Below are 26094 nucleotides of genomic sequence, written 5' to 3'. Positions count from 1 at the left end.
AGGCGATTAACCTTTAGGACGCTTGGCGCCGTATTTAGAACGGCCCTGCTTGCGATCGTTTACGCCGGCACAGTCAAGTGCACCGCGTACAGTGTGGTAGCGCACACCCGGCAGGTCTTTTACACGACCGCCGCGAATCAGTACCACGCTGTGCTCCTGCAGGTTGTGGCCTTCACCACCGATGTACGAAGTTACTTCGTAACCGTTGGTCAGACGCACACGGCAAACTTTGCGCAGTGCGGAGTTCGGCTTTTTCGGTGTAGTGGTGTACACGCGAGTGCAAACTCCACGACGCTGCGGGCTAGCCTGCAGAGCGGGAACGTCGCTTTTTTCGACTTTGCGTTTTCTCGGCTTACGAACCAACTGGTTGATCGTTGCCATTAAAAATCACTCCAAAAATAAAATGCCCCCACCTCTAAAAGTGAGGGCCTGTCGTCTGTGTGTAGCGCCGACCCAGAGGTCGAACGAAACACCCCACATCAGCGGGGGCCGCATTCTATAAGCGACAACCCGCCTAGTCAATCGGCGACAGAAGTAAGTGCTTACATCACAGACAGTCGCCAATATCAGATTGAGCACCGAAGTGCCCCGACCTACCCCACTCCATCATCGGATGGAGTGGAATACGCCTTATTCGCCAGAGGACTTGAGGGCCTCGGTCAGTGCCGCTTCTACCTCTGCTGCAGAAGGACCTTCGCCGAAGGTTTCTTCCAGCTGCAGGTTGCGCTTGCGCTTGCGTTCTGCGTGGTAGGCCAGACCGGTACCGGCCGGAATCAAGCGGCCCACAACCACGTTCTCTTTCAAACCGCGCAGGCTATCTTCTTTACCGGTTACCGCCGCCTCGGTCAGAACGCGGGTAGTCTCCTGGAACGAAGCCGCAGACAGGAAGGACTCAGTGGCCAGAGACGCTTTGGTAATACCCAGCAACAGGCGCTCGAACTGAGCGGGCTGTTTGCCTTCGGCGCGCAACTGCTCGTTCTCTTCGATCACGCGCTGGTATTCCACCTGGTCGCCCTTAATTAAGCTGGAATCGCCCATCTCGAGGATTTCCACCTTGCGCAGCATCTGGCGCACAATAGTCTCGATGTGCTTATCGTTAATACCTACACCCTGGAGACGGTAAACTTCCTGGATCTCGTTAGTGATGTAGCGCGCTAGTTCTTCAACGCCTTTCAGACGCAGAATATCGTGCGGGTTGGACGGGCCATCAGAGATAACCTCACCCTTTTCTACAGTTTCACCCTCGAACACAGTCAGCTGACGGTGCTTCGGAATCAGAACCTCGTAGTGGTCCTTACCGTTGGCCAGCGGCTTGCCATCACGCGGGGTGATCTGCAGACGCACCTTGCCTTTGGTCTCTTTACCGAAGGAAACGGTACCGGAGATCTCCGCCAGGATGGACGGTTCTTTCGGTTTACGCGCTTCAAACAAGTCGGCAACACGGGGCAGACCACCGGTGATGTCCTTGGTACCGCCAGATTCCTGCGGGATACGTGCGATTACGTCACCCACGTTCACCTTGTCACCATTCTTCAGGCTGAGAATTGCACGTGCCGGCAGTGCGTAGTGCGCGGGGGCATTACTGTTGGCCAGAGTCAGTTCTTCACCGTTCTCATCCAACAGAGTTACCGCTGGACGCAGGTCTTTACCTGCCGCCGGACGCTCGGCTGGATCGATAATTTCGATCGAGGACAGACCGGTAATTTCATCGGTCTGCTTGCGGATGGAGAGACCCTCTTCCATACCGGACAGTTTCACCCAACCGGCAACTTCGGTGATGATCGGGTGGGTGTGCGGATCCCACTTGGCCACAATCTGGCCACCATCAACCTCAGCACCCTCATAGACACTGATTACAGCACCGTAAGGCAGCTTGTAGCGCTCGCGCTCGCGCCCAGCGCTATCGGCAATTGCCAACTCACCGGAGCGGGAAACCGCTACCAAGTTGCCAGCTTCGGTCTTAACGGTCTTCACATTGTGCAGACGGACGGTACCGCCCAGCTTCACCTGGATACTGTCTGCGGCAGAAGCGCGGCTCGCAGCACCACCGATGTGGAAGGTACGCATGGTCAGCTGGGTGCCCGGCTCACCGATGGACTGTGCGGCAACAACGCCCACAGATTCACCCGGGTTGGCGCGGTGGCCTCGGGCCAGGTCGCGGCCGTAACACTGGGCACAGATACCGTGTGCAGTAGTACAGGTGATCGGGGAGCGAACCAGAACCTCATCGATACCCATGGCTTCGATGCGCTCTACCCACTTCTCGTCGATCATGGTGCCGGCGGAAACGGCGATTTCATCGCTGCCGGGCTTCAATACATCGCGAGCCACAACACGACCTAGGATACGGTCACCGAGAGATTCGATAACGTCACCACCCTCGATTACCGGCGCCATGGTCAGGCCGTCGTCAGTGCCACAATCCAGTTCGGTAATTACCACGTCCTGAGCAACGTCCACCAGGCGACGGGTCAGATAACCAGAGTTCGCGGTTTTCAGTGCGGTATCCGCCAGACCTTTACGAGCACCGTGTGTCGAGATGAAGTACTGCTGTACGGTCAGACCTTCACGGAAGTTCGCGGTAATGGCGTTCTCGATAATGGAGCCGTCTGGACGGGCCATCAGACCACGCATACCAGCGAGCTGACGAATCTGTGCTTCGGAGCCCCGTGCACCGGAGTCTGCATACATGAAAACAGAGTTGAAAGAGTCCTGCTGGGTCTCTTTGCCCTCTCGGTCAATCACCCTCTCTTTCTTAATGCCCGCCATCATCGCCTGGGTCACCTTATCGTTGGTACGGGACCAAACATCGATGACCTTGTTGTATTTTTCACCCTGGGTTACCAGACCAGAGGCAAACTGGCTTTCAATTTCCTTCACTTCCGCTTCCGCGGATTCGATCAACTGAGCTTTCTCGGCCGGGATTTCGAAGTCGTTCACACCAATGGAGGAACCGGACTTGGTAGAGAAATCAAAACCGGTGTACATCAGCTGGTCGGCGAAGATAACGGTCGCCTTCAGGCCCACCTTACGGTAGCACTCGTTCAATACACGGGAAATAGACTTCTTCTTCATCGGCTGGTTAACCAGCTCGAAGGGCAGGCCTTCCGGGACAATATTCCACAGCAGCGCGCGGCCTACAGTGGTGTCCTGTACAGAGATGGTTTCGTGTTTCTCACCATCTTCACCCACAATATTTTCGCGGATACGCACTTTAACCTTCGCCTGTAAGCCAACCTGCTTGGCATAAAAGGCACGGCTCACCTCTTTGATATCGGAGAAGGACATACCCTCGCCTTTATCGTTGACGCGCTCGCGGGTCATCCAGTACAGGCCCAGTACCACGTCCTGGGACGGTACGATGATCGGCTCACCATTGGCGGGCGACAGGATGTTGTTGGTGGACATCATCAGCGCGCGGGATTCCAGCTGCGCTTCGATGGTCAAAGGTACGTGTACCGCCATCTGGTCGCCGTCGAAGTCGGCGTTATAGGCAGCACAAACCAGCGGATGTAGCTGGATCGCTTTACCTTCAATCAGTACCGGCTCGAACGCCTGAATACCCAGACGGTGCAGGGTCGGTGCTCGGTTGAGCAGTACCGGGTGCTCGCGGATCACCTCGTCGAGGATATCCCAAACGATGGCCTCTTCGCGCTCCACCATTTTCTTGGCGGCTTTGATGGTAGTGGCCAGACCGCGAGTTTCGAGCTTGCCGAAAATAAACGGTTTGAACAGCTCCAGAGCCATTTTCTTGGGCAGACCACACTGGTGCAGGCGCAGGGTCGGGCCAACCACGATCACGGAACGACCGGAGTAGTCCACACGCTTACCCAGCAGGTTCTGACGGAAGCGGCCCTGTTTACCTTTAATCATGTCAGCCAGGGACTTCAGCGGGCGCTTGTTGGAGCCGGTGATAGCGCGGCCGCGACGGCCGTTATCCAACAGTGCATCGACAGATTCCTGCAACATACGCTTTTCGTTACGCACGATAATATCCGGCGCATTCAACTCGAGCAGACGCTTCAGACGGTTGTTACGGTTGATCACACGACGGTAGAGATCGTTCAGATCGGAGGTCGCAAAGCGGCCACCATCCAGCGGTACCAGCGGACGCAGATCCGGTGGCAGAACCGGCAGAGCCTTCATCACCATCCACTCCGGGTTGTTACCGGATTTGTAGAAGGCTTCCAGCAGCTTCAGGCGCTTGGACAGTTTCTTGATCTTGGTTTCGGAATTGGTCGCTGGGATCTCTTCCCGCAGGCGCTGGATCTCAACCGGCAGCTCAATATCTGCCATCAACTCCTGGATTGCCTCGGCACCCATTTTCGCTTCAAACTCATCGGCGAACTCTTCCATCGCCTCAAAGTACTGCTCATCGTTCAGCAGCTGGCCGCGCTCCAGGGTAGTCATGCCGGGCTCGGTTACCACGTAGGATTCGAAGTACAGCACGCGCTCAATATCGCGCAGGGTCATATCCAGCAACAGGCCGATACGGGACGGCAGGGATTTCAGGAACCAGATGTGCGCAACCGGGCTGGCCAGTTCAATGTGGCCCATACGCTCACGGCGCACCTTGGCTTTGGTGACCTCAACGCCGCACTTCTCACAGATAATACCGCGGTGCTTCATGCGCTTGTACTTACCGCACAAGCACTCGTAGTCTTTTACCGGGCCGAAGATCTTGGCGCAGAACAAGCCTTCACGCTCAGGCTTGAAGGTACGGTAGTTGATGGTCTCCGGCTTCTTCACTTCGCCGTAGGACCAGGAGCGGATCATGTCCGGCGAGGCCAGACCGATACGAATCGCATCAAACTCTTCCAGGTGCTCCTGGGACTTCACCAGATTTAATAAATCTTTCAAGGCCTTTCCTCCACTAGGGGGTAGTCAACCCGGCCGTTACGCCGGGCCGGGCGGGCCGGCAACCCCACTGCTTCCAGGGTGCCGGCGCTTGTCTCAATTCACCTGCGAACAGGCTTTTGCACCAATCGGTCTTACTCGTGCTCGAGCTCGAAGTTCATACCGAGAGAGCGGATTTCCTTAACCAGTACGTTGAAGGACTCCGGCATGCCAGGCTCCATACGGTGGTCGGAATCCACGATGTTTTTGTACATCTTGGTCCGCCCTTCCACGTCGTCTGATTTGACCGTGAGCATTTCCTGCAGGGTGTATGCGGCGCCGTAGGCTTCCAGCGCCCACACTTCCATCTCCCCGAAACGCTGACCACCGAACTGTGCCTTACCACCCAGCGGCTGCTGAGTAACCAGGCTGTAGGAGCCAGTGGAACGCGCGTGCATCTTGTCGTCCACCAGGTGGTTCAGCTTCAGCATGTACATGTAGCCCACGGTAACCGGACGCTCGAAAGCATCACCGGTACGACCGTCGTGCAGAGTGATCTGGCCGGAATCAGGGATATCGGCGAGGCGCAGCAATTGCTTGATCTCGCTCTCATCGGCACCGTCGAATACCGGGGTCGCCATGGGTACACCGCGACGCAGGTTTTGCGCCATGGTCATGACTTCCTGATCGGAGAACTGATCCAGTTCTTCCTTGCGACCGCCTGTGGAGTTGTAGACCTCTTCCAGGAATCCGCGCACCTTGGCGACTTCCTGCTGCTCCTTGATCATCTTGTCGATTTTGACGCCAAGACCTTTAGCAGCCATACCCAGGTGCATTTCCAGAACCTGACCAACGTTCATCCGCGAGGGAACACCCAGTGGGTTCAGAACGATGTCTACCGGCTCACCGTTTTGGTCGTAAGGCATGTCTTCAACGGGCTTGATTACGGAGATCACACCCTTGTTACCGTGGCGACCGGCCATCTTGTCGCCCGGCTGGATGCGGCGTTTGATCGCTAGGTAGACCTTGACGATTTTCAATACGCCCGGAGCCAGGTCATCGCCGGACTCCAGTTTTTTCTTCTTGTCTTCAAAGGCTTCGTCGAGCAGCTTGCGACGCTCTTTCAGCTGTACTTCTGCCTTCTCCAGCTGCTCGTTGAGACCCTCGTCTTCCATGCGCAGCTTGAACCAGTCTTCACGCGGCAGAGTGGCGAGTACTTCAGTAGTGAGCTCCTGGCCCTTGCTGATACCTTTACCACCGGCAGCCTTCTGGCCCAGCAGTGCTTGCTGCAGACGCTCAAAGGTAGCGCCTTCGACAATGCGGTATTCCTCATTCAGGTCCTTGCGAACCTCATCCAGCTGCGCCTTCTCAATATCGATGGAACGCTGATCTTTCTGCAGGCCGTCACGGGTGAACACCTGAACGTCAATCACGGTACCACGGGTGCCACTGGGCGCGCGCAGGGAAGTGTCTTTAACGTCGGAAGCTTTTTCACCGAAGATTGCACGCAGCAGCTTCTCTTCTGGGGTCAGCTGTGCTTCGCCTTTAGGAGTAACCTTACCGACCAGGATATCGCCGGCACCTACTTCCGCACCGATATATACAATGCCGGACTCGTCCAACTTATTCAGCGCAGACTCGCCCACATTGGGGATATCCGCAGTGATCTCCTCACTACCCAGTTTGGTATCTCTGGCAATACAGGTCAGTTCCTGGATGTGAATAGTGGTGAAGCGGTCTTCCTGTACAACGCGCTCACTAATGAGGATGGAGTCCTCAAAGTTGTAACCATTCCAGGGCATAAAGGCGATGCGCATATTCTGGCCTAGAGCCAGCTCACCCAGGTCAACAGAAGGACCATCGGCAAGGATATCGCCGCGGGTTACGCGATCACCAGTGTTAACAATCGGACGCTGATTGATACAGGTATTCTGGTTGGAGCGGATGTATTTGGTCAGGTTATAAATATCTACACCTGCATCACCGGCTTCCACCTCAGCGTCCGCCACGCGGACTACCACACGGCTGGAATCAACACGCTCAATCACACCGCCACGCTTGGCTACCACACATACCCCGGAGTCGCGCGCTACTGTGCGCTCCATACCGGTGCCTACTAGCGGCTTTTCAGCACGCAGGGTCGGTACCGCCTGACGCTGCATGTTCGAGCCCATCAATGCACGGTTGGCGTCATCGTGCTCAAGGAACGGGATCATCGCCGCAGCGACAGAAACCACCTGCTTGGCGGAAACATCCATATACTGGATTTCACCCGGTGCTTTCAGGGTAAATTCGCCATGGTGACGCACGCTGATCAGGTCATCAATGAAGTTGCCGTTGTCATCTACTTCCGCAGACGCCTGGGCAATAATGTAATTTGCTTCATTGATCGCTGACAGGTAAGCGATTTCGTCGGTTACCTTGCCATCAACCACTTTGCGATAAGCACTCTCGAGGAAACCGTAGTGGTTAGCGCGAGCGTAAGTGGCCAGGGAGTTGATCAGACCGATGTTCGGTCCTTCCGGCGTCTCAATCGGACATACGCGGCCGTAGTGCGTCGGGTGCACGTCGCGCACCTCAAAGCCAGCGCGCTCACGGGTCAAACCACCTGGGCCCAGTGCGGAAACACGACGCTTGTGAGTCACTTCCGACAGCGGGTTGTTCTGGTCCATAAACTGGGACAGCTGCGAGGAACCGAAGAATTCCTTCACGGCAGCGGCAACCGGCTTGGCATTGATCAGGTCCTGCGGCATCAGGCCTTCGGACTCCGCCATGGACAGGCGCTCTTTGACCGCGCGCTCCACACGTACCAGACCAACGCGGAACTGGTTCTCGGCCATCTCACCAACGGAGCGCACGCGGCGGTTCCCCAGGTGATCGATATCGTCCACCATGCCCTGACCGTTACGGATATCGATCAAGGTCTTCAGTACATCGACGATATCTTCTTTGCTCAGGGTACCTTCGCCAGTCTCGTCTTCACGGCCCAGGCGACGATTGAACTTCATGCGACCAACGGCGGACAGATCGTAGCGCTCGTCGGTGAAGAACAGGTTTTCAAACAGGGATTCCGCAGATTCCTTGGTGGGCGGCTCGCCTGGGCGCATCATGCGGTAGATCTCTACCAGCGCTTCCAGCTGAGTGCGGGAAGGCTCTGCACGCAGGGTATCGGAGATAAACGGTCCACGGTCTAGATCATTGGTGTACAGCGTTTCGAAAGTCTTAATATTGAGCGTGCGTAACTGGGCGATTACTTCAGCGGTAATCTCAGCATTACACTCAACTGCAATTTCACCAGTAGACTCATCGACAATATCGTGAGCCAGAATACGGCCAAACAGGTATTCCAGTGGCGCGTCCAGCTTTTCTACGCCGGCTTTCTCCAGCTGGCGAATATGACGCGGGGTGATACGACGCCCCTCTTCCACAATCACCTTGCCCTGGCCATCTTTAATATCAAAAGAGGCCACGTCACCGCGCAAGCGGGAGGGAATCAGTTCCAGGCTAACGCGGTCTTCCTGCAGTTCAAACTTGCTGGTCTCGAAGAACATCTCCAGCATTTCCTGGGAGCTATATCCCAGTGCACGCAACAGAATTGTCGCAGGCAGTTTGCGGCGGCGGTCGATACGAACGAATACCAAGTCCTTTGGATCGAATTCGAAGTCCAGCCAGGAGCCACGATAAGGAATTACACGCGCGGCGTACAGCAGCTTACCGGAGGAATGGGTCTTGCCTTTGTCGTGATCGAAAAATACACCTGGGGAACGGTGTAGCTGGGATACGATAACACGCTCAGTACCATTAATTACAAAGGTACCGTTGTCGGTCATGAGCGGGATTTCGCCCATGTAAACTTCCTGCTCTTTGATGTCCTTAATGGACTTATTCGCAGACTCTTTATCGTAAATAATCAGGCGCACACGTACACGCAGCGGACAGGCGTAGGTCACGCCGCGCAGAGTACATTCCTTAACATCGAAAGCGGGCTTACCCAGTGTGTAGCTCACGTACTCCAGAGCGGCATTGCCTGAATAGCTGACAATCGGAAATACGGATTTAAACGCCGCCTGCAGGCCGACATCTAAGCGATCGTCGGGGCGCTTGTCGGCCTGTGTAAAATTGCGATATGAATCCAGCTGTATCGCAAGCAGGAAGGGCACATCCATGACCTTAGGCAGTTTGCCAAAATCCTTGCGGATACGTTTTTTCTCAGTATATGAGTAAGCCATTCAAATTCCCCAGCTTGATCAGTGACAAGACTTCGTGGGACTCCATTCGGGAGCCCCTCCGGGCGAGAAGCCTCTGAACAACACAGATTGCCTGCGCTGTTCAGAAACCTCTCCGCTTGCTTTCGGGCAGCGCAACTGCGCTATGGTTAAATGAGGTTTGCCACGGTTTTATACCGCCGGCACCGCTAAAACCTCAGTACCGCAAACGGCAAAAAGGCCGGCGGACAAAAGTCCACCAGCCTTACCGCTATGTGTCGTTTTAGGCGACCAATAGCGGGAATCGCAACAACCGAATTACTTCAGTTCTACAGTTGCGCCAGCTTCTTCCAGCTCTTTCTTAGCGGCTTCAGCTTCGTCTTTGGTTGCGCCTTCTTTCAGCGGGCTTGGAGCGCCGTCAACCAGTGCCTTGGCTTCTTTCAAGCCCAGGCCGGTGATGCCGCGAACAACCTTGATCACGTTCACTTTCTTGTCGCCTGCAGAAGTCAGAACTACGTCGAAAGAGTCTTTCTCTTCAGCGGCAGCTTCGCCACCAGCCGGGCCGGCTACAACTGCTGCTGCAGCAGTTACACCGAACTTCTCTTCCATTGCTTCGATCAGCTCAACAACGTCTTTAACAGACATTTCGGCAACAGCGTTGATGATATCTTCTTTAGTCAGAGACATGAGTCATTACCTGAATTGGTTTGAGCAGTAGCTGCTCGTATTTCGTTTTGAAACCGCGATTCGCTAAAGCGAATACAATTACGCAGCTTCCTGCTCTTTTTGGTCGCGAACGGCCGCAATAGTGCGGACCAGCTTGCCAGCAGATGCTTCTTTCAACACGCTCATCAGCTTGGCGATCGCCTCGTCGTAAGTCGGCAGGCTTGCCAACAATGCGACGTCGGTGATCGCGCCTTCGAAGGCAGCACCTTTCAGTTCCAGCTTGTCATTGCCCTTGGCGAACTGGCTCAGGATGCGCGCGCCGGCACCTGGGTGTTCGTTAGAGAATGCAATGATGCTAGGACCTACGAATTTGTCAGTCAGACATTCGTAATCGGTTCCTGCCAGAGCGCGACGCGCCAGAGTATTGCGGACGACTTTCAACCAAACGCCGTTCTCGCGAGCCTCTTTGCGCAGGGCAGTCATGTCATTTACGGTAACGCCGCGGGAATCCGCAACTACCGCAGACAGAGCACCCTCAGCAGCTTGCTGGACATCTGCGACAATCGCTTTCTTGTCTTCGAGTCCAATAGCCATAGTGTCACTCCTGGATTTGAAAAAAACCGGGCTCAAAGCCCGATCCGTTCCGGTGCATAAAGCTCAAATCCAGTAAAAATACTGGTTTGGGCGACACCGTCTGCGTAGGCTCAAACCTCTCAACGACCAACCTGGCCGAGATTTGGATTAAGCCGGACACGTTAAACCTCAACGCATCTGGCACCTACGGTCTTTGACGGCCCACATTTCTGCCTAAGCATCAAGTGGACCCCAAAGTTCGATTTACCATACGCCAACAGTGTCAGCGCACAGCTTCAATTAGATGTTCAGGGAAGACTGGTCGATAACCAGACCTGGGCCCATAGTGGTGCTCAGGGTGATCTTCTTCAGGTACACACCTTTTGCAGAAGCCGGCTTGGCCTTCTTCAGGTCTGCTACCAGAGCTTCCAGGTTCTCTTTCAGCAAGTTCGCATCGAAAGCAACTTTGCCGATACCACCGTGGATGATGCCGCCTTTGTCAGCGCGGAAACGCACCTGACCAGCTTTGGCATTTTTAACTGCGGTAGCAACGTCTGGAGTTACAGTGCCAGTCTTCGGGTTCGGCATCAGGCCGCGCGGGCCGAGGATTTGACCCAGCTGACCTACAACGCGCATCGCATCGGGAGAAGCGATTACTACGTCGAAGTCCATCTTGCCCGCTTTAACGTCGGCAGCCAGCTCGTCCATACCGATCAGGTCAGCGCCCGCTTCTTTAGCGGCATCAGCGTTTGCACCCTGGGTGAAAACAGCTACGCGAACTTCTTTACCAGTACCGTGCGGCAGAGTGGTCGCACCGCGAACAGCCTGGTCGGATTTACGCGGATCGATACCCAGGTTTACAGAAGCGTCTACAGTCTCTGCAAACTTAACGTTGGACAGCTCTTTCAGCAGAGCTACGGCTTCTTCGATGCCGTATGCTTTACCAGCTTCAACTTTCTCAGCGATTACGCGCTGACGCTTGCTCAATTTAGCCACTTAGAGACCCTCCACTTCGATACCGGCACTGCGTGCGGAACCGGCGATGGTGCGCACGGCCGCGTCCATATCGGATGCAGTCAGGTCAGCCTTTTTCATTTCTACGATCTCTTCGATCTGAGCGCGGGTAACCTTACCGACCTTGTCGGTATTCGGGCGACCGGAACCACTCTTGATCTTGGCGGCCTTGCGCAGCAGTACTGCGGCGGGCGGAGATTTCATGATGAAGGTGAAGGAGCGATCGCTGTATACAGAGATCACAACCGGCACCGGCAGACCCGGCTCAAGGCTTTGAGTCTGGGCGTTGAACGCCTTACAGAATTCCATGATGTTCACGCCGTGCTGACCCAGTGCAGGACCAACGGGCGGACTTGGGTTGGCCTGACCGGCCTTAACTTGCAGCTTGATATAAGCTTCTACTTTCTTAGCCATTACAGCTCTCCTCTAGATGGGTGGTAACGCCAGCCACAACTTACCTCTCGGCAGAGAGCTGGCTCCCCGCCCCAAAAAACAAAATATATTTTCCGGGGACGCGAAAACCCCCTTCCACCTTGCGGCGAAAGAGGGCAAAAAATTTACACTGGAATCAGGTCTTTTCTACCTGACTAAACTCCAGTTCAACGGGGGTGGAGCGCCCGAAGATCAATACGGCCACGCGCAGGCGGCTCTTCTCGTAGTTGACCTCTTCGACCACACCGTTGAAATCATTAAACGGACCATCGATAACCCGAACCATTTCACCTGGCTCAAATAGGGTCTTGGGCTTGGGCTTATCGGCGGAATCGTCGATTCGATTCAGGATAGCCTGCGCTTCGCGGTCAGTGATCGGGGCCGGCCTATCCGCCTTGCCTCCGATAAAACCGAGCACTCGAGGAGTTTCTTTTACCAAGTGCCAAGTATCGTCATTCAGTTCCATTTCCACCAGGACATAACCGGGGAAGAACTTGCGCTCACTCTTGCGCTTTTGCCCTGCTCGCATCTCCACCACTTCTTCGGTGGGAACCAGCACTTCACCAAACAGGTGATCCATTTCGTGCAGCTCAATTCGCTCCTTGAGAGAGCTAGCTACACGCTTCTCATAGCCCGAGTAAGCCTGGACCACATACCAATGCTTTGACATGTATCAACCTTTAGCCGATGAGTTTGGATGCCGCCCAACCTAAAGCGGAGTCCAGCGCCCAGAGAATTAGCGCCATAATCAACACAAAAACCACCACAATCACAGTCGTCTGGGTGGCCTCTTGACGAGTCGGCCAAACCACGCGCCTGACTTCCGTTTGCGCTTCGCGCAACAGTTGCCAGAGTGCATTACCCTTCGCAGTATTCACCGCGACAACCAGGGCAGCCAGGCAGATTGCAGTCACTGCCAGCACGCGGTAAATCAGGGGGAATTCGGCATAATAAGAATTGCCCGCTACAGCACCACCAACCAGCAGTACTATTAGCAGCCATTTCAGGCCGTCAAGACGAAAGGTTTTCGCTTCTGCTTTAGCATTCATATATGAAGCCCTTAGCGCACTACAGATAAGCCCTTAGTGCTCAAAAACACAAAAGCCCCACTGACAAGTAGGGTCTTGCGACACCCCTAAACTTATTTCAAGTGGAGTGTTTAAAATGGCAGGCCAGGAGGGACTCGAACCCCCAACACCCGGTTTTGGAGACCGGTGCTCTACCAATTGAACTACTGGCCTGTACAGCTTGGATGCCTTAGCACCCGAAGATAAAGAGGGCTACAGACCACCCTCTCATCTACTGCGCCACCAGGGAACCCTGGCGACACGAAGATCAAAGATTACTCAATGATCTTAGCAACAACGCCCGCACCTACGGTACGACCACCTTCGCGGATAGCGAAGCGCAGGCCGTCTTCCATGGCGATCGGAGCGATCAGGGTAACAACCATTTGAATGTTGTCGCCCGGCATTACCATTTCAGTGCCTTCCGGCAGCTCAACCGCACCAGTTACGTCGGTAGTACGGAAGTAGAACTGAGGACGGTAGCCTTTAAAGAACGGGGTGTGACGACCACCTTCGTCCTTGGACAGGATGTACACTTCCGCTTCGAACTTGGTGTGCGGAGTGATGGAGCCCGGCTTAGCCAGTACCTGACCACGCTCTACTTCGTCACGCTTGGTGCCACGCAGCAGCGCGCCAATGTTCTCACCAGCACGACCTTCGTCGAGCAGCTTGCGGAACATTTCAACACCAGTACAGGTAGTGGTGGTGGTTTCTTTAATACCAACGATCTCAACTTCGTCGCCAGTGTTGATTACACCACGCTCTACACGACCGGTTACTACGGTACCACGACCAGAGATGGAGAATACGTCTTCGATCGGCATCAGGAACGGCTGATCTACTGCACGCTCCGGCTCAGGGATGTACTCGTCCAGAGTTTCTACCAGCTTCTTAACAGCGGTAGTACCCATTTCGTTGTCGTCTTCGCCGTTCAGGGCCATCAGAGCGGAACCAACGATGATCGGAGTGTCGTCACCTGGGAACTCGTACTGGTCCAGAAGTTCGCGAACTTCCATTTCTACCAGCTCGAGCAGCTCTTCGTCGTCTACCATGTCCGCCTTGTTCAGGAATACAACGATGTAAGGTACACCTACCTGACGGGACAGCAGGATGTGCTCACGAGTCTGCGGCATGGGGCCGTCAGCAGCGGAACATACCAGGATAGCGCCGTCCATCTGAGCAGCACCGGTGATCATGTTCTTAACGTAGTCGGCGTGTCCCGGGCAGTCTACGTGCGCGTAGTGGCGAGTCGGGGACTCGTACTCAACGTGAGAAGTAGCGATGGTGATACCGCGCTCACGCTCTTCCGGAGCATTGTCGATACCGTCAAAAGCAACAGCGTCACCGCCCCATACTTCCGCACATACGCGGGTCAGAGCAGCGGTCAGGGTGGTTTTACCGTGGTCAACGTGACCGATGGTGCCCACGTTCACGTGGGGCTTGGAACGTTCAAACTTTTCTTTTGCCATTGCAGCCTCCTAATATAGATGAGCCGCTAACGGCACCACCCACGTACAGAACATGCGCATCCGACCCGGAAAAGCCCGACCCCGGACACAAACAACCGCAAGAGCTTTCACCCTTGCGGCTATTGAAAAATGGAGCTCATGGGCGGATTTGAACCGCCGACCTCACCCTTACCAAGGGTGTGCTCTACCCCTGAGCTACATGAGCAAATCAACGCCTTCCTAGGCGACCACAAGGCTTGCCATTTTGGAGAGCATTCCAGCCGAACCCATAGTTGGAGCGGGCAGCGGGAATCGAACCCGCATCATCAGCTTGGAAGGCTGAGGTTCTACCATTGAACTATGCCCGCTTGCGGGAGCCTCCAGACAAAACTACCTGTCTTGCCGGCAACACCTTACGGTGTAAAAAATGGTGCAGGGGGGTGGATTCGAACCACCGAAGCTTTCGCGTCAGATTTACAGTCTGATCCCTTTGGCCACTCGGGAACCCCTGCCTCAATGCGGGTGCATTTTCTACACCTTCCGCCGCGCTGTCAACATTTTTTTCTTTAAATTTCACAGACTTAGCTGAAAAATCTAATGTCGAGCAGCGCCGGGATAAAAATGGAGCTGGCGAGAGGAGTCGAACCCCCGACCGGCTGATTACAAGTCAGCTGCTCTACCAACTGAGCTACGCCAGCCCTATCCCGTCCATTGCCGAAGTTGAATAGTCACCCTCGTCAATGGAGGCGGGATTCTATGGGAAGTTATCCCGACACGCAACACCCTTTTTGCAGAAAAATCAGAATTTTTATGTCGCCTGTTGCCACGTATAGAAAAATACGGTGAACCTTGTTTCACGGCTGGGGACCTAGACCTCTAGCCCAACCCCATCAACCGGACACTTCTGCACAAAGATTACGGCGACGATCCAGCTCGGGATGCTCTTGCTGCAACTGCAACCAAAAATCCGGGGCTAAACTATCTGAGGCACCTGGCGCCAATACGATCCAGTGTTCGGCGTGGGTCTGAGGCTCCTCGCGGAATTGAGCCCGTATGCCTTTCTCAATCAACTCACCTGTCAGAGATTCAGCGCGCGAACGCTCGCTGAAAATGCCAAAGGAAATACCATCAGCCAACGCACCTTTGGGGATCACATAACTATCTATTCCCTGTGCCTGCAATTCTCGTAAACGGTTGTAGGCTTCTCGCCTGGAATTCAATGGTGGCAGAAAAACCCAGTAACGCATCTGCCCTTGCATTTCCACATCTCGCAATACGGCAGAAACCTGCAGGGACTTTAAGCGCTGTACTATCGCCTCTCCAAGTGACTCCTCCGCAAATGGGCCAAGCAAAGTGCAGAGCTGCTCAGTAGAGCTTGCCTTTGCGGGCGACATGGGAGCCACCGGCAGAGGAGACAGCTCCTGCGGAGATATTTCATTGACCAGGGCAATACTCTGGACCTGTACCTCCGCCCTTTTATCGGCAACCCTTATTCTCTCTTTATCAGAGGTTGAAGTACCAACAAACCAAGCAAAGACGCCGAAATTTAACAGTATTAAGAAAAGAGCTATCCAGCGCATAGGGTGTTATTTATTTCAAGGATTACTTAACGCCAAGCCATCCATTACCAGCTCAGGAACCAAATGGTGCTCCCGCTGATAAAGAGCTGACAGCACTGGGGCATCGCCGCCTGTCAACCACAACAGCGGTTCTTCAGCACAGTATCCACGCAACTCTTCCAGTGCACGATCGATGGCACCAAGCACCATAAGCAGGAGGCCGCGGTTTATGGCTTCATCGGTACTGCGGCCTGCACCGAGGGACTCCGTTAGAGCAATATCCTGCGCACTTTTAGCCGCATGAGTATCCAGATACAAAGAACGTTGCATAAGGCCGACACCAGGGACAATGTAGCCCCCCAAGTGACACCCGCTATTGTCGACCAAATCCAGAGTGACCGCGCTGCCGCAGTCGACAATTAGGGCCGCCCGCCGCTCTCGATCATAGGCAGCCAGCATAGCCAGCCAGCGATCAGTGCCGAGCAGGCGGTGATTATCATAGCCACAGGCTACTCCAGCACATTCCAGCAGTACCTGGGAAAACTCCACCTCAAGTGAAAACAACTCCTGAATATGCCCGCTCAGCGTCTCCGCAACTTGCGGTCCCGCCACATTGACCACGCGTACTCTCCGCGGGTCCAACAGATCCCACCCATCGGGCAAATGCCCATCGCGCAGATCAGCAGTCATAAAGCTACCCCTGGCGCTCACCTGTAATTCATCTAACAGGCGCCACTTGCCCCGGGTATTACCGATATCCAGTTCGAGAATCAAACCTGCCCCCGTAAAGAAATCTCACCACCATGGAAGTGTTGCACTTGCCCGTCCATATTTAACTTCAAAGCACCCTTTTCACTAACGCCAACTGCAACTCCGCGCCAGGTTTGACTACCTGCCTGCAGAGTAACCTTTTGCCCAGCAAACTGATCCAGCTTCATCCAGGCTTCACGGTAAGCAACAAAACCTTGTTCGGTATAGCTGTATAAAAGCGGTAGCAGCTCAGTCAGAATCGCTGCCACCAATTGATTGCGAGATATTCCGGGCTTCACTTGTTGCAAGTCTGCCCATGGCTGATCTATTGCCGTGGCAATCTCACTTCGCAGGCCACTATTTAAGCCAATACCAATCACCACAGCACAGCGATCCGTAAGATCGCCTTTAAGCTCCAGTAAAACACCAGATAACTTTCGACCGCGACACCAAACATCATTTGGCCATTTGAGGCGAACATCTGGCACCGAAAAGCGCTCCAATGCCCGGGCAATAGCCACCCCAACGGCGAGGCTCAACCCTTCGAGGCATTGCACCCCCCCATTGAACTCCCACCCAATGGATAGGCTGATGCCCGTCCCATAGGGGCTAACCCATTGCCGACCACGACGACCGCGGCCGGCACTCTGCCGCTCGGAGAGCAGTGCAACCCCGTGCCCTCTTCCCTCCTCCATGAGTGATAGCAACTGGGTATTGGTCGAGTCCACCTCATCAAATAGCATCAACTCTCGCAATAGCGCCCCGGCTTGCTCACCCAATGTGCTGTAAATTTTTTCTGAGGACAGGAGCTCCAAACCACCAGGCAAGCGATAGCCTTGCCCCTTAATGGACTCCAAAGCCAATCCGTACTGCTCTAGCTTCTGTAACTGCTTCCAAACCGCAGCCCGGCTTACTCCTAGAGCCAATCCGAGCGCCTCGCCAGAGTGCGTCTCGCCATCAGCCAATAATTCCAATACTGGGCGCAATGGTTCCAGTGGACTTTTCTTAATAGTGTCTAGCAAGGTAATTAACTTTTTAAATAGCGACGGAAATAGCGGTGCCCTAAGCTGGTCAGCACTTCATAACCTATGGTGCCAGCGTATTCAGCCACCTCATCTACGGTCAGGTCTTTATTCAGTATCTCAATTGATAGGAGGGATTCCCGCTCCTCTTGAGAGAGAGCAGAAATATCAAAAGTTGTGGAATCCATGGAAATCCGGCCAATTATCGGCAGTTGGCGGCCATAGGCCCAGCCACAACCGCGCCCTCCCTGAGCCCGGATTATCCCATCGGCATATCCACCACGGGCTACCGCCAACCAGCTGCCCGCTGCTATTTGTTGGGTAGCTCCATAGCCTACCCATTGTTCACGACTGACAAATCGCTTTTGCACGATAGGCAGACTGAGTGCCACAGCTGAGCGCATAGGGTTTGTGGTCCCGGGTATTGGATTGACGCCATAAAGCGCAGAGCCCGGCCGCGCAATATCAAAGTGATACTCTTCACCTAGGAAAATACCCGATGAATTGGCGAGACTCAGCTGAACCTCAGGGCACAGGGCCCTCAATCTTTCCCCAGCCGCTTTAAAGCTACGCAACTGAATATTGTTTTGTGGATGCTGAGGTTCATCCGCACAGGCAAGGTGGCTCAGCAAAATACGAATATCCGCCGAGCGCAACAACTGACTATCTCTTAGCAGTAGGTCAAACTCTTCGGGAGACATACCCAGGCGAGTCATACCCGAATCTATCTTTACCGCACAAGGCGCCTTAATCCCCTCGCTAACGGAAATATCCACCCAGTTGCGCAACTGCTCTAGTGTGAAAAGTGTCGGCATTAATCCTGCACGTGCACATTCCAGCTCTGCCCCGGTGCGCACCCCAGTCAAGATAACAATGCGAACGCTATTACCCAGCTCTTTACGCAGGCGCTCCCCTTCCGTTTGCGTTGCCACAAAAAAGTCTCGGCAACCCTGTCTATACAGAACCGGCACTACCTGATTCATACCAAGGCCATAGGCATCCGCTTTGACTACTGCGCCACAGCGAGTACCCGCTGCCAGTCGCTTAGTCAGATCCAGGTAGTTGTCAGCAATGGACTGCAAATTGATACTCAGCAGACCCTCGCGAAAATCGTTCATGCCATTACAACTCTCAGTTCACCAGCTAGGTTGCCCCAAGTAAGCTTTCACGCCGTAAAGCACGGGCACCTACTAATATACACAGCCCGACCAAAGAAAGGGTGACCAGGGAACCAGCTATCACCAGGGAGACAGAAACGGACTCCCCAGCCATTAATGCACTCAACCACTGCTGCTGCCCGATAAGTGGAGTCAACTGCCACAAGGGCGAGTCCAGTTCAATATTGGACAATTTCAATACAATTAACAGTGTGACAGGTAGAGCCTGTAAAATACTCAGCTGAATCTGGGCATCTTTAAAAGAACGGGAACGCAGAGATAGCAGAATCTGCAATACCGCAACCAGAAGTGCTAAGGGCAGTAAAATAAGACTTATCCCCATCAGTTCATTGATGCCAGCTGAAAAGTGGACACCAATCTCAGCCAAGGGAAGCAAGCTCAGTGATACAGTTAAAACTGCCAGAGAAAGAAGTGCACCAAACCAACCGATACTGGTAACGGCTACAGCTTTCGCCACCACAAGTTGCCAGCTGTTTATAGGCTGCTGTAATAATACCTCGATGGTCATGCGCTCACGCTCCCCAGCAGAAGTATCAATAGAAGGGGCCGCACTACACACTAGCAGTGCCATTATCAGTAACAAGGGAACCATCAGTCCCCAAATTGCCAATCCTCGACTGGACGGCGTACTGACATCCCGCACCTCAAGCTGCCACGGTGCTAAAACCTGAGTTGCTAAACCTCTGGCCGCTAAACGCTGCCGCACAATCACCTGCTGAAATAGCGCCAACTGCTGCTGCACCAGCTGCCCAGCACGCCCCGCAGACTGATCTGCACTATTTACATACAGATAAATCTTGGGAGACAACAGGCTTCGATAATCTTCAGTAAAGTTTTGCTCTATTCGCAAAACCACATCATATGTATCTGCTAAAAGCGCTTGAGGAGCCCCATCTTGTAAGCGCTCAATTCGCAAGTCCCCTGTCTGTAACTGCTCCTCCAACAGCGGCGCATACTCAGCCCCAATAATAGCTACATCAAAGGAGGTATCAGACATTACTTTCAAAGATAAAGCGCCACTACTAATGATCAACACAGGGAACAATAAGGTGAAACCTAGCGTGATCATTAGGGCGCGTCGATCACGCCAAACTTCGCGTAACTCTTTAAGAAGTAATGCTCGCATCTGCAGAGAAAATAGATTTTTAAAAATCATCCTACCGGCTCACCGCATTTGTCTTTTTCTAACAAATTCCCATAGGCAAGCTCCACAAAGCTATCCTCAAGGCTTGCGGAGCCAGTCTGTTGTATAAGTTCATCCGGGGTCCCGTTCCCCACTATCGAACCTCCCGCCATAACTAGAACTCTGTCGGATAGCTCGAGCACTTCAGCCATAATATGGCTGGAAAATAAAACAGCAGTTCCCTCTGCCCTCAAGCGCAAAATCGTCTTACGTAACAGGCGAGCAGCAAGTATATCCAACCCCCGGGTTGGCTCATCGAGCACCAAGTGACTCGGACGATGCACCAATGCTCTAGCGAGAGAAACTTTCATCCGCTCTCCCTGAGAAAACCCCTTGGTTCGGCGATTCCACAGGTTCGATAGCTCTAATTCTTCCTTAACCGATTGCAGTGCAAATTCTAATTCTGACCCAGTCAGCCCTTGAGCACAGGCAAAAAAGGATAAATATTCTGCAACAGTGAGCCGCTCATAAAGCCCCTCCCTATCACCTACAATACCAAGCTGCCTACGAGCACCTTTTGGATTTTTACAAGGGTCTATATCACCAACAAAAACTTTACCGTTATCTGCCTTCAAAAGACCGGCAATAATTCTCAGGCACGTGGTCTTCCCTGCACCGTTAGCACCAAGCAAGGCCGTTATCTGGCTATTCGGCACAGAAAAGCTAAGATTGCGCAGTATAGAAACCCCAGAAAATTGCTTATTTACCCCCTCAACCTTAATCACGGTGCATTCTCCCCAAGCTTTCCGCTCGCAGTTGTAGTCGTTACACCCTGCATTATCTCTGGCCCATAAATTCCACTCACAAACGGTGGCCTGTGAATTTCATCAACACAGGTCGTTGCCAACTCTTCCCCTGAAGAGTCCAGGAACTCTTCGATTAATCGCGGTACACAACCTCTCATGGAATTAATATGACCACCGCTAGTAATGATTAAATGCTGTTTATTGGTCAAGTAGCCAAGTTGTTTTTCGGCATACCTGGGAGGTGTTATTGGATCGGCTTCCCCGGAAATTAGTAACACTGGGTGCTCTCGATGTTGTGGTTTAGCATAGGAGCGATCGGCTACAGGCCAAACTTCACAACCACGTTCAAATATCTCAAGAAAAGCATTTCCCGCAAAAGACCCATTAGTATCAGCTAAAATCTCCTCCTCACTGATACGGGATAATTCTTCCGCACAAGCAATAGAAAGCGTTAAGCCAAGGGACATACCTAACGCTGACTCGGGAAATAAACCAGTAATACCCGCAAGCGGATAATGATTCCCCAAGCCAGCCTGCTGAATAGCAAAGGGTAATTGCGCAGCAGCTTCTGGAGAGTAAAGGGCGGCACGTATGGTATTTTGTAGCACCCAACGAGACATTGAGTGCTTCATTGGCTTTCCTGTCACAGGATCAGGGAAATCCATGGATTTAGACTCATCCCATTGACTTAATAATTTATCCAATACCTCCCTCCAGTTTCCAAACTTAGAGCAGCTAAACTCTAAGCTGCAATCACGCATCAGTATTTGAATAGCGTCTTCCGCAGCTGCCGCACTCAGAAAGACTTTAGTATCGATAGGTGCAACCGCATCGAGCACCAATGTTTTCAAACTGTTCGGATGCCACTGTTGATAAAGAAGCGCTGTTCGGGTCCCCCAAGATCCCCCCCAAAGAGATATTTGCTTGTGATTAAAATACTTTCGTACCTTTTCCAGGTCCTCAACCGCTTGTCGACTACTCAATGAATTAGCAAAATTAGCCTGCTGTAGATAACACTGCTCCAATTCTTTGGAAATCAGTGATAAATCCATTGGTGTATGCCGATCTATACCACAACCAAATGACCGAGAGTGCCCGGTTCCCCTCCGATCAACCATGACTATTGCCCGCTTCTGATTAATTTTTCGGAATGTGTGCAATAGCGGAATCAAACCACTCGCGGCCTGACCTGGACCACCAGCGAGAAGATATAAAGGCTCTCGCTGCGTCTCATCTAGAGCCGGTGACACAAATACTACTAAATTTACCTTGCTATCTCCGTGCCCCACTAAAATTCGCTCGCACCTTAATGGGTGCCGCCAACCATCCAAATAGCATTCCTGCGTATTAGATAATTCCTTTGCAGTTATTACCGGCGCTAATAACAAGACGCTTAATATGGCGACAGCAGTTCGAAGACTGTTTACCCCTAACACGTTATTATTCTCCTTAACCTATGGTGCCAAGCATCGCAGTGTATCCAACTTCCAACATCTCTGTCCTTAGCCACTCAATCTCGAAGAATTGCATTAGCACCCATCTGCTCTGAGTGGTAAGGTTTCAGTTTTAGCTTGCCCATGACTGCACCCATGAGCTTTTCAGACCGTGAAAAACACTTAATTCGAGCCGCTTTTGCCTGGGGCCAGATCACCCAGCAGGAGGGCTATACACTTTCTGACCTTGAAATTGAGAAGTCTGTACTTTTCCGTCGCTTACTTGGTGGCCGACCAGCACTGGCTTTTCCTCCCCCTCTGCGCCACGGTTTTCCCTGGTATGAAGTTATTGAGGGGCGTGCTGAGCATATCGTCAGTGCTTCTGAAGCATCTCCCGAGTGCAGCATCATCGCGCCAGGATGTAAAATTGGTGAAACTTGCATACTGATTGATGGCGCTTTTTGGCGAGTGGTTGAAACCATTTCTGAGCGGGAAGAATATATCGTTGAGTGGGGACAATACCCCATGCAATGGCGATTAAAAAAACACTGGGAAGTCAATTATGAGATGACCCAACAACTACACAGCTTCCGCAGAGACAACCCCACCGCCAAAGTCTCCTTTGACAATTACCTTAGCCAAAGAGACTATCGAGAATTCCGTATTGATGACGATCAAACTGTCTGGTTGTGTGAGTGGCAGCTTAGCCGTATAAGCCTCCCTGGCTGGGTTTGGGTAGGTACCTTACTATCCCCAACCGACACAGATTTTGCTCCTGTTGACGAAGACTCTCTCGGCCCTATAGTCTTTGGAGAACCTGGAAAGGAAGCCGGTATTGCCTGGCTCCGTATAGAAGAAGCTGGCGCCGAAGCTCGTTTTGTCAGGCTCAATGGCACACATGATTACCAATCCCTCTCCAATGCCAGTGCAACCCACCTGAAGGGCTTGTTACATAGTCTGCAGGAGACACAGGAAGATATTGAGATAATAGACTGCCAGGCAGGTACAGTTATTCGGCACTTTACTCTTCCCTCAGCTCTTGTTCCTCTCGATGAATTACGCTTGAAAGAAATGCAGTATGATCTAGTTCCGGACAATGCCTATGAGCAGGTCAATTAATTCAAGTTTTAAGTACTTTCAGAAGCCCCTCTCTAGGGGCTTTTTATTACTCCCCTTTTACACACAGCCAAATATCCTTCCAAGTTACCCACAACAGCAAGGCATATTTCTGTTTCCTGCTGATGACCATTCCATTAACAGGCTGTTACTAACAGAATCCATGGATAGAGCTGTGTATAACTCAGGGATATCCACGCTCAGGCCCCTGTTTCCGCGAGGGCCTTTTCAACGGGTAAAAAAACACCAGCCATTTATCCACTTTCCACCGCTTGGCGTTATTAACAGAAAGCCTGGATAGACTTGTGCATAACTGCGGTATATCCGCGCCAGGCCCCGTGGTTGCACAGGTTCATTAAAACGTGCAAAAAATCACCGGTACTTTTATTGGTATTTCTGCGCCGTTTTTTTCAACGCAATAATTTTTCTAGGCTAAAGAGCACTTTTTAATTTCAGGTGTTTTTGTGGTGGTGCTTGGGGTGCAGATTAAATAAAGCGCGTTATTTTTTGTATTTCCATTTTTTCCTTACAGAAAAAATCTAAGAAAGCGCTTTATTTATAGGAGGGAAGGCTCCTCAGAACTTTTTAGAGCCTGCGCTTGTTTAATTGGCTTTTACCGAGTTGGATTTTTCGGCGGGAGTGTTGCGAGTAAAAATTCGATTCGGCTTTTTATTTTTTCTGTATTTTGAATTTATTTTTTTATTCTCTGTTTTTATTTTTTGATGCATTCAATATTTTTTTTGCCCATAAAAAAAAGGGCCACCCTATTGGGTGGCCCTTTCGGATTAGAAGCCTGACGATGACCTACTCTCACATGGGGAAGCCCCACACTACCATCGGCGATGTTGCGTTTCACTTCTGAGTTCGGCAAGGGATCAGGTGGTTCCACAACTCTATTGTCGTCAGGCAAACTGGCTTGGGTTGGCGTTGGTCTTATAAGCAATCTGCTTGGCCTGCCGTGTTATCGCTGTTTGCCTCGGTCTGTTGACCGGCGATAACCCCAAATAAGTCGGTAAAACAATCTGTAGTAATACACCGCAAGCGATCATTGTGTGTCTTTCATTCCACAATCCGCTAGCTTAGCTAGTCGTTAGTAACCATCTCTGTTGTATGGTCAAGCCGCACGGGCAATTAGTACTGGTTAGCTCAACGCCTCACAACGCTTCCACACCCAGCCTATCAACGTGGTAGTCTTCCACGGCCCTTTAGGACTCTCAAGGAGTCAGGGAAATCTAATCTTGAAGGAGGCTTCCCGCTTAGATGCTTTCAGCGGTTATCCCGTCCGAACATAGCTACCGGGCAATGCCACTGGCGTGACAACCCGAACACCAGAGGTTCGTTCACTCCGGTCCTCTCGTACTAGGAGCAACTCTTCTCAAATTTCCAACGCCCACGGCAGATAGGGACCGAACTGTCTCACGACGTTCTAAACCCAGCTCGCGTACCACTTTAAATGGCGAACAGCCATACCCTTGGGACCGGCTTCAGCCCCAGGATGTGATGAGCCGACATCGAGGTGCCAAACACCGCCGTCGATGTGAACTCTTGGGCGGTATCAGCCTGTTATCCCCGGAGTACCTTTTATCCGTTGAGCGATGGCCCTTCCATACAGAACCACCGGATCACTATGACCTACTTTCGTACCTGCTCGACATGTCTGTCTCGCAGTCAAGCGCACTTATACCATTATGCTCATTGCATGATTTCCGACCATGCTGAGTGCACCTTCGTACTCCTCCGTTACTCTTTGGGAGGAGACCGCCCCAGTCAAACTACCCACCATACACTGTCCTCGATCCGGATAACGGACCAGAGTTAGAACCTCAAACATACCAGGGTGGTATTTCAAGGACGGCTCCACAGTAACTAGCGTTACTGCTTCAAAGCCTCCCACCTATCCTACACAAGTAGGCTCAAAGTTCAGTGCAAAGCTGTAGTAAAGGTTCACGGGGTCTTTCCGTCTAGCCGCGGGTACACTGCATCTTAACAGCGATTTCAATTTCACTGAGTCTCTGGTGGAGACAGCGTGGCCATCGTTACGCCATTCGTGCAGGTCGGAACTTACCCGACAAGGAATTTCGCTACCTTAGGACCGTTATAGTTACGGCCGCCGTTTACCGGGGCTTCGATCAAGAGCTTCGCCGAAGCTAACCCCATCAATTAACCTTCCGGCACCGGGCAGGCGTCACACCCTATACGTCCTCTTACGAGTTTGCAGAGTGCTATGTTTTTAATAAACAGTCGCAGCCACCTGGTCACTTCGACCGGCCTCAGCTTAGGGAGCAAGTCCCATCACCAAAACCGGCGTACCTTCTCCCGAAGTTACGGTACCATTTTGCCTAGTTCCTTCACCAGAGTTCTCTCAAGCGCCTTGGTATTCTCTACCTGACCACCTGTGTCGGTTTAGAGTACGATTCACTATTGCCTGAAGCTTAGAAGTTTTTCCTGGAAGCAGGGCATCAACCACTTCACCCACTAAGTGGGCTTCGTCATCAGTTCTCAGCCTTAGGGACCCGGATTTGCCTAAGTCCCCAGCCTACAACCTTAAACATGGACAACCAATCGCCATGCTGGCCTAGCCTTCTCCGTCACTCCGTCGCAGCAATAGCGAGTACAGGAATATTAACCTGTTTCCCATCGACTACGGCTTTCGCCCTCGCCTTAGGGGTCGACTAACCCTGTCCCGATTAGCGTTGGACAGGAACCCTTGGTCTTCCGGCGGGGAGGTTTTTCACCTCCCTTGTCGTTACTCATGTCAGCATTCGCACTTGTGATACCTCCAGCAGACCTCCCGATCCACCTTCGACGGCTTACACAACGCTCCTCTACCATGCTCCTAAGAGCATCCGCAGCTTCGGTTACCAGT

Annotated in this window: 18 protein-coding genes, 5 tRNA genes and 2 rRNA genes (1 of these 25 only partly in view); 1 reads left to right on the top strand and 24 read right to left on the bottom strand. The window is 52.7% G+C overall.

Annotated features, from left to right (window positions below; genetic code table 11):
- Positions 1–6: 6 nt before the first annotated feature.
- The 22 genes from rpsL to ACJJIO_RS12275 form a co-directional block, all read right to left on the bottom strand.
- Positions 7–381 carry a 30S ribosomal protein S12 gene (rpsL, locus tag ACJJIO_RS12380; protein ID WP_067150990.1) on the bottom strand — a complete coding sequence of 125 codons (375 nt, stop codon included), beginning with the start codon at positions 379–381 and terminating at the stop codon, positions 7–9.
- 249 nt (positions 382–630) lie between these two features.
- Positions 631–4860, bottom strand: coding sequence for a DNA-directed RNA polymerase subunit beta' (gene rpoC, locus ACJJIO_RS12375; RefSeq protein ID WP_444891418.1), 4230 nt, complete (start codon positions 4858–4860; stop codon positions 631–633).
- Positions 4861–4991: 131 nt separating this feature from the next.
- A complete protein-coding gene (gene rpoB / locus ACJJIO_RS12370) occupies positions 4992–9065 on the bottom strand; it encodes a DNA-directed RNA polymerase subunit beta (RefSeq protein ID WP_444887950.1) in 4074 nt (1357 codons plus the stop codon).
- A 294-nt stretch (positions 9066–9359) separates the two neighbouring features.
- Positions 9360–9728: a 50S ribosomal protein L7/L12 gene (gene rplL, locus ACJJIO_RS12365; protein WP_252084407.1), complete on the bottom strand. Its 369-nt coding sequence runs from the start codon at positions 9726–9728 to the stop codon at positions 9360–9362.
- Between the two features lie 78 nt (positions 9729–9806).
- Positions 9807–10301: a 50S ribosomal protein L10 gene (rplJ, locus tag ACJJIO_RS12360; protein ID WP_020411124.1), complete on the bottom strand. Its 495-nt coding sequence runs from the start codon at positions 10299–10301 to the stop codon at positions 9807–9809.
- Between the two features lie 279 nt (positions 10302–10580).
- Positions 10581–11276 carry a 50S ribosomal protein L1 gene (rplA, locus tag ACJJIO_RS12355; RefSeq protein WP_152451120.1) on the bottom strand — a complete coding sequence of 232 codons (696 nt, stop codon included), beginning with the start codon at positions 11274–11276 and terminating at the stop codon, positions 10581–10583.
- Positions 11277–11708 (bottom strand): 50S ribosomal protein L11, encoded by a 432-nt coding sequence (gene rplK, locus ACJJIO_RS12350; protein WP_152451118.1) that lies wholly within the window; start codon positions 11706–11708, stop codon positions 11277–11279. It abuts the gene before it with no gap.
- A 154-nt stretch (positions 11709–11862) separates the two neighbouring features.
- Positions 11863–12396, bottom strand: a complete 534-nt coding sequence (nusG, locus tag ACJJIO_RS12345; RefSeq protein ID WP_252084405.1) for a transcription termination/antitermination protein NusG — start codon at positions 12394–12396, stop codon at positions 11863–11865.
- Positions 12397–12406: 10 nt separating this feature from the next.
- Positions 12407–12775 (bottom strand): preprotein translocase subunit SecE, encoded by a 369-nt coding sequence (secE, locus tag ACJJIO_RS12340; RefSeq protein ID WP_152451114.1) that lies wholly within the window; start codon positions 12773–12775, stop codon positions 12407–12409.
- A 116-nt stretch (positions 12776–12891) separates the two neighbouring features.
- Positions 12892–12967: transfer RNA gene (locus tag ACJJIO_RS12335), tRNA-Trp, on the bottom strand.
- A 101-nt stretch (positions 12968–13068) separates the two neighbouring features.
- A complete protein-coding gene (tuf, locus tag ACJJIO_RS12330) occupies positions 13069–14262 on the bottom strand; it encodes an elongation factor Tu (RefSeq protein WP_252084404.1) in 1194 nt (397 codons plus the stop codon).
- Positions 14263–14392: 130 nt separating this feature from the next.
- Positions 14393–14467, bottom strand: a tRNA-Thr gene (locus ACJJIO_RS12325).
- A 68-nt stretch (positions 14468–14535) separates the two neighbouring features.
- Positions 14536–14609 (bottom strand) — tRNA-Gly (locus ACJJIO_RS12320).
- Between the two features lie 60 nt (positions 14610–14669).
- Positions 14670–14753: transfer RNA gene (locus ACJJIO_RS12315), tRNA-Tyr, on the bottom strand.
- 110 nt (positions 14754–14863) lie between these two features.
- Positions 14864–14939, bottom strand: a tRNA-Thr gene (locus ACJJIO_RS12310).
- Positions 14940–15131: 192 nt separating this feature from the next.
- A complete protein-coding gene (locus tag ACJJIO_RS12305; protein WP_444908643.1) occupies positions 15132–15821 on the bottom strand; it encodes an SPOR domain-containing protein in 690 nt (229 codons plus the stop codon).
- A 15-nt stretch (positions 15822–15836) separates the two neighbouring features.
- Positions 15837–16574, bottom strand: coding sequence for a type III pantothenate kinase (locus tag ACJJIO_RS12300; RefSeq protein WP_444908642.1), 738 nt, complete (start codon positions 16572–16574; stop codon positions 15837–15839).
- Complete coding sequence (gene birA, locus ACJJIO_RS12295) at positions 16571–17572, bottom strand: bifunctional biotin--[acetyl-CoA-carboxylase] ligase/biotin operon repressor BirA (RefSeq protein WP_444908641.1); 1002 nt, start codon at positions 17570–17572, stop codon at positions 16571–16573. The genes ACJJIO_RS12300 and birA overlap by 4 nt, the downstream gene beginning before the upstream one ends.
- Before the next feature lie 5 nt (positions 17573–17577).
- Positions 17578–18690, bottom strand: coding sequence for an alanine racemase (gene alr / locus ACJJIO_RS12290; protein WP_444908640.1), 1113 nt, complete (start codon positions 18688–18690; stop codon positions 17578–17580).
- A gap of 25 nt (positions 18691–18715) precedes the next feature.
- On the bottom strand, positions 18716–19906 hold the full coding sequence (locus ACJJIO_RS12285) for an ABC transporter permease (protein ID WP_444908639.1): 1191 nt from the start codon (positions 19904–19906) through the stop codon (positions 18716–18718).
- The gene (locus ACJJIO_RS12280) at positions 19903–20658 is read right to left on the bottom strand and encodes an ABC transporter ATP-binding protein (RefSeq protein ID WP_444908638.1); all 756 of its coding nucleotides are present in this window, start codon (positions 20656–20658) and stop codon (positions 19903–19905) included. Before ACJJIO_RS12280 ends, ACJJIO_RS12285 begins: the two co-directional genes overlap by 4 nt.
- A complete protein-coding gene (locus ACJJIO_RS12275; RefSeq protein WP_444908637.1) occupies positions 20655–21929 on the bottom strand; it encodes an alpha/beta hydrolase in 1275 nt (424 codons plus the stop codon). Before ACJJIO_RS12275 ends, ACJJIO_RS12280 begins: the two co-directional genes overlap by 4 nt.
- A 339-nt stretch (positions 21930–22268) precedes the next feature.
- On the opposite strand from ACJJIO_RS12275, the gene ACJJIO_RS12270 reads away from it, so the two are divergent.
- Positions 22269–23231 (top strand): hypothetical protein, encoded by a 963-nt coding sequence (locus tag ACJJIO_RS12270; RefSeq protein ID WP_252084396.1) that lies wholly within the window; start codon positions 22269–22271, stop codon positions 23229–23231.
- A gap of 788 nt (positions 23232–24019) precedes the next feature.
- Here ACJJIO_RS12270 and rrf read toward each other — a convergent pair.
- A 5S ribosomal RNA gene (rrf, locus tag ACJJIO_RS12265) occupies positions 24020–24135 on the bottom strand.
- A gap of 203 nt (positions 24136–24338) precedes the next feature.
- Positions 24339–26094 (bottom strand): 23S ribosomal RNA (locus tag ACJJIO_RS12260) (it continues 1126 nt past the right edge of the window).

It is taken from the genome of Microbulbifer mixtoriginis (SeqCode), from assembly GCF_052467235.1.
Note: the sequence above shows the minus strand (reverse complement) of the source record. Positions and strands in the feature narration are given on the sequence as shown.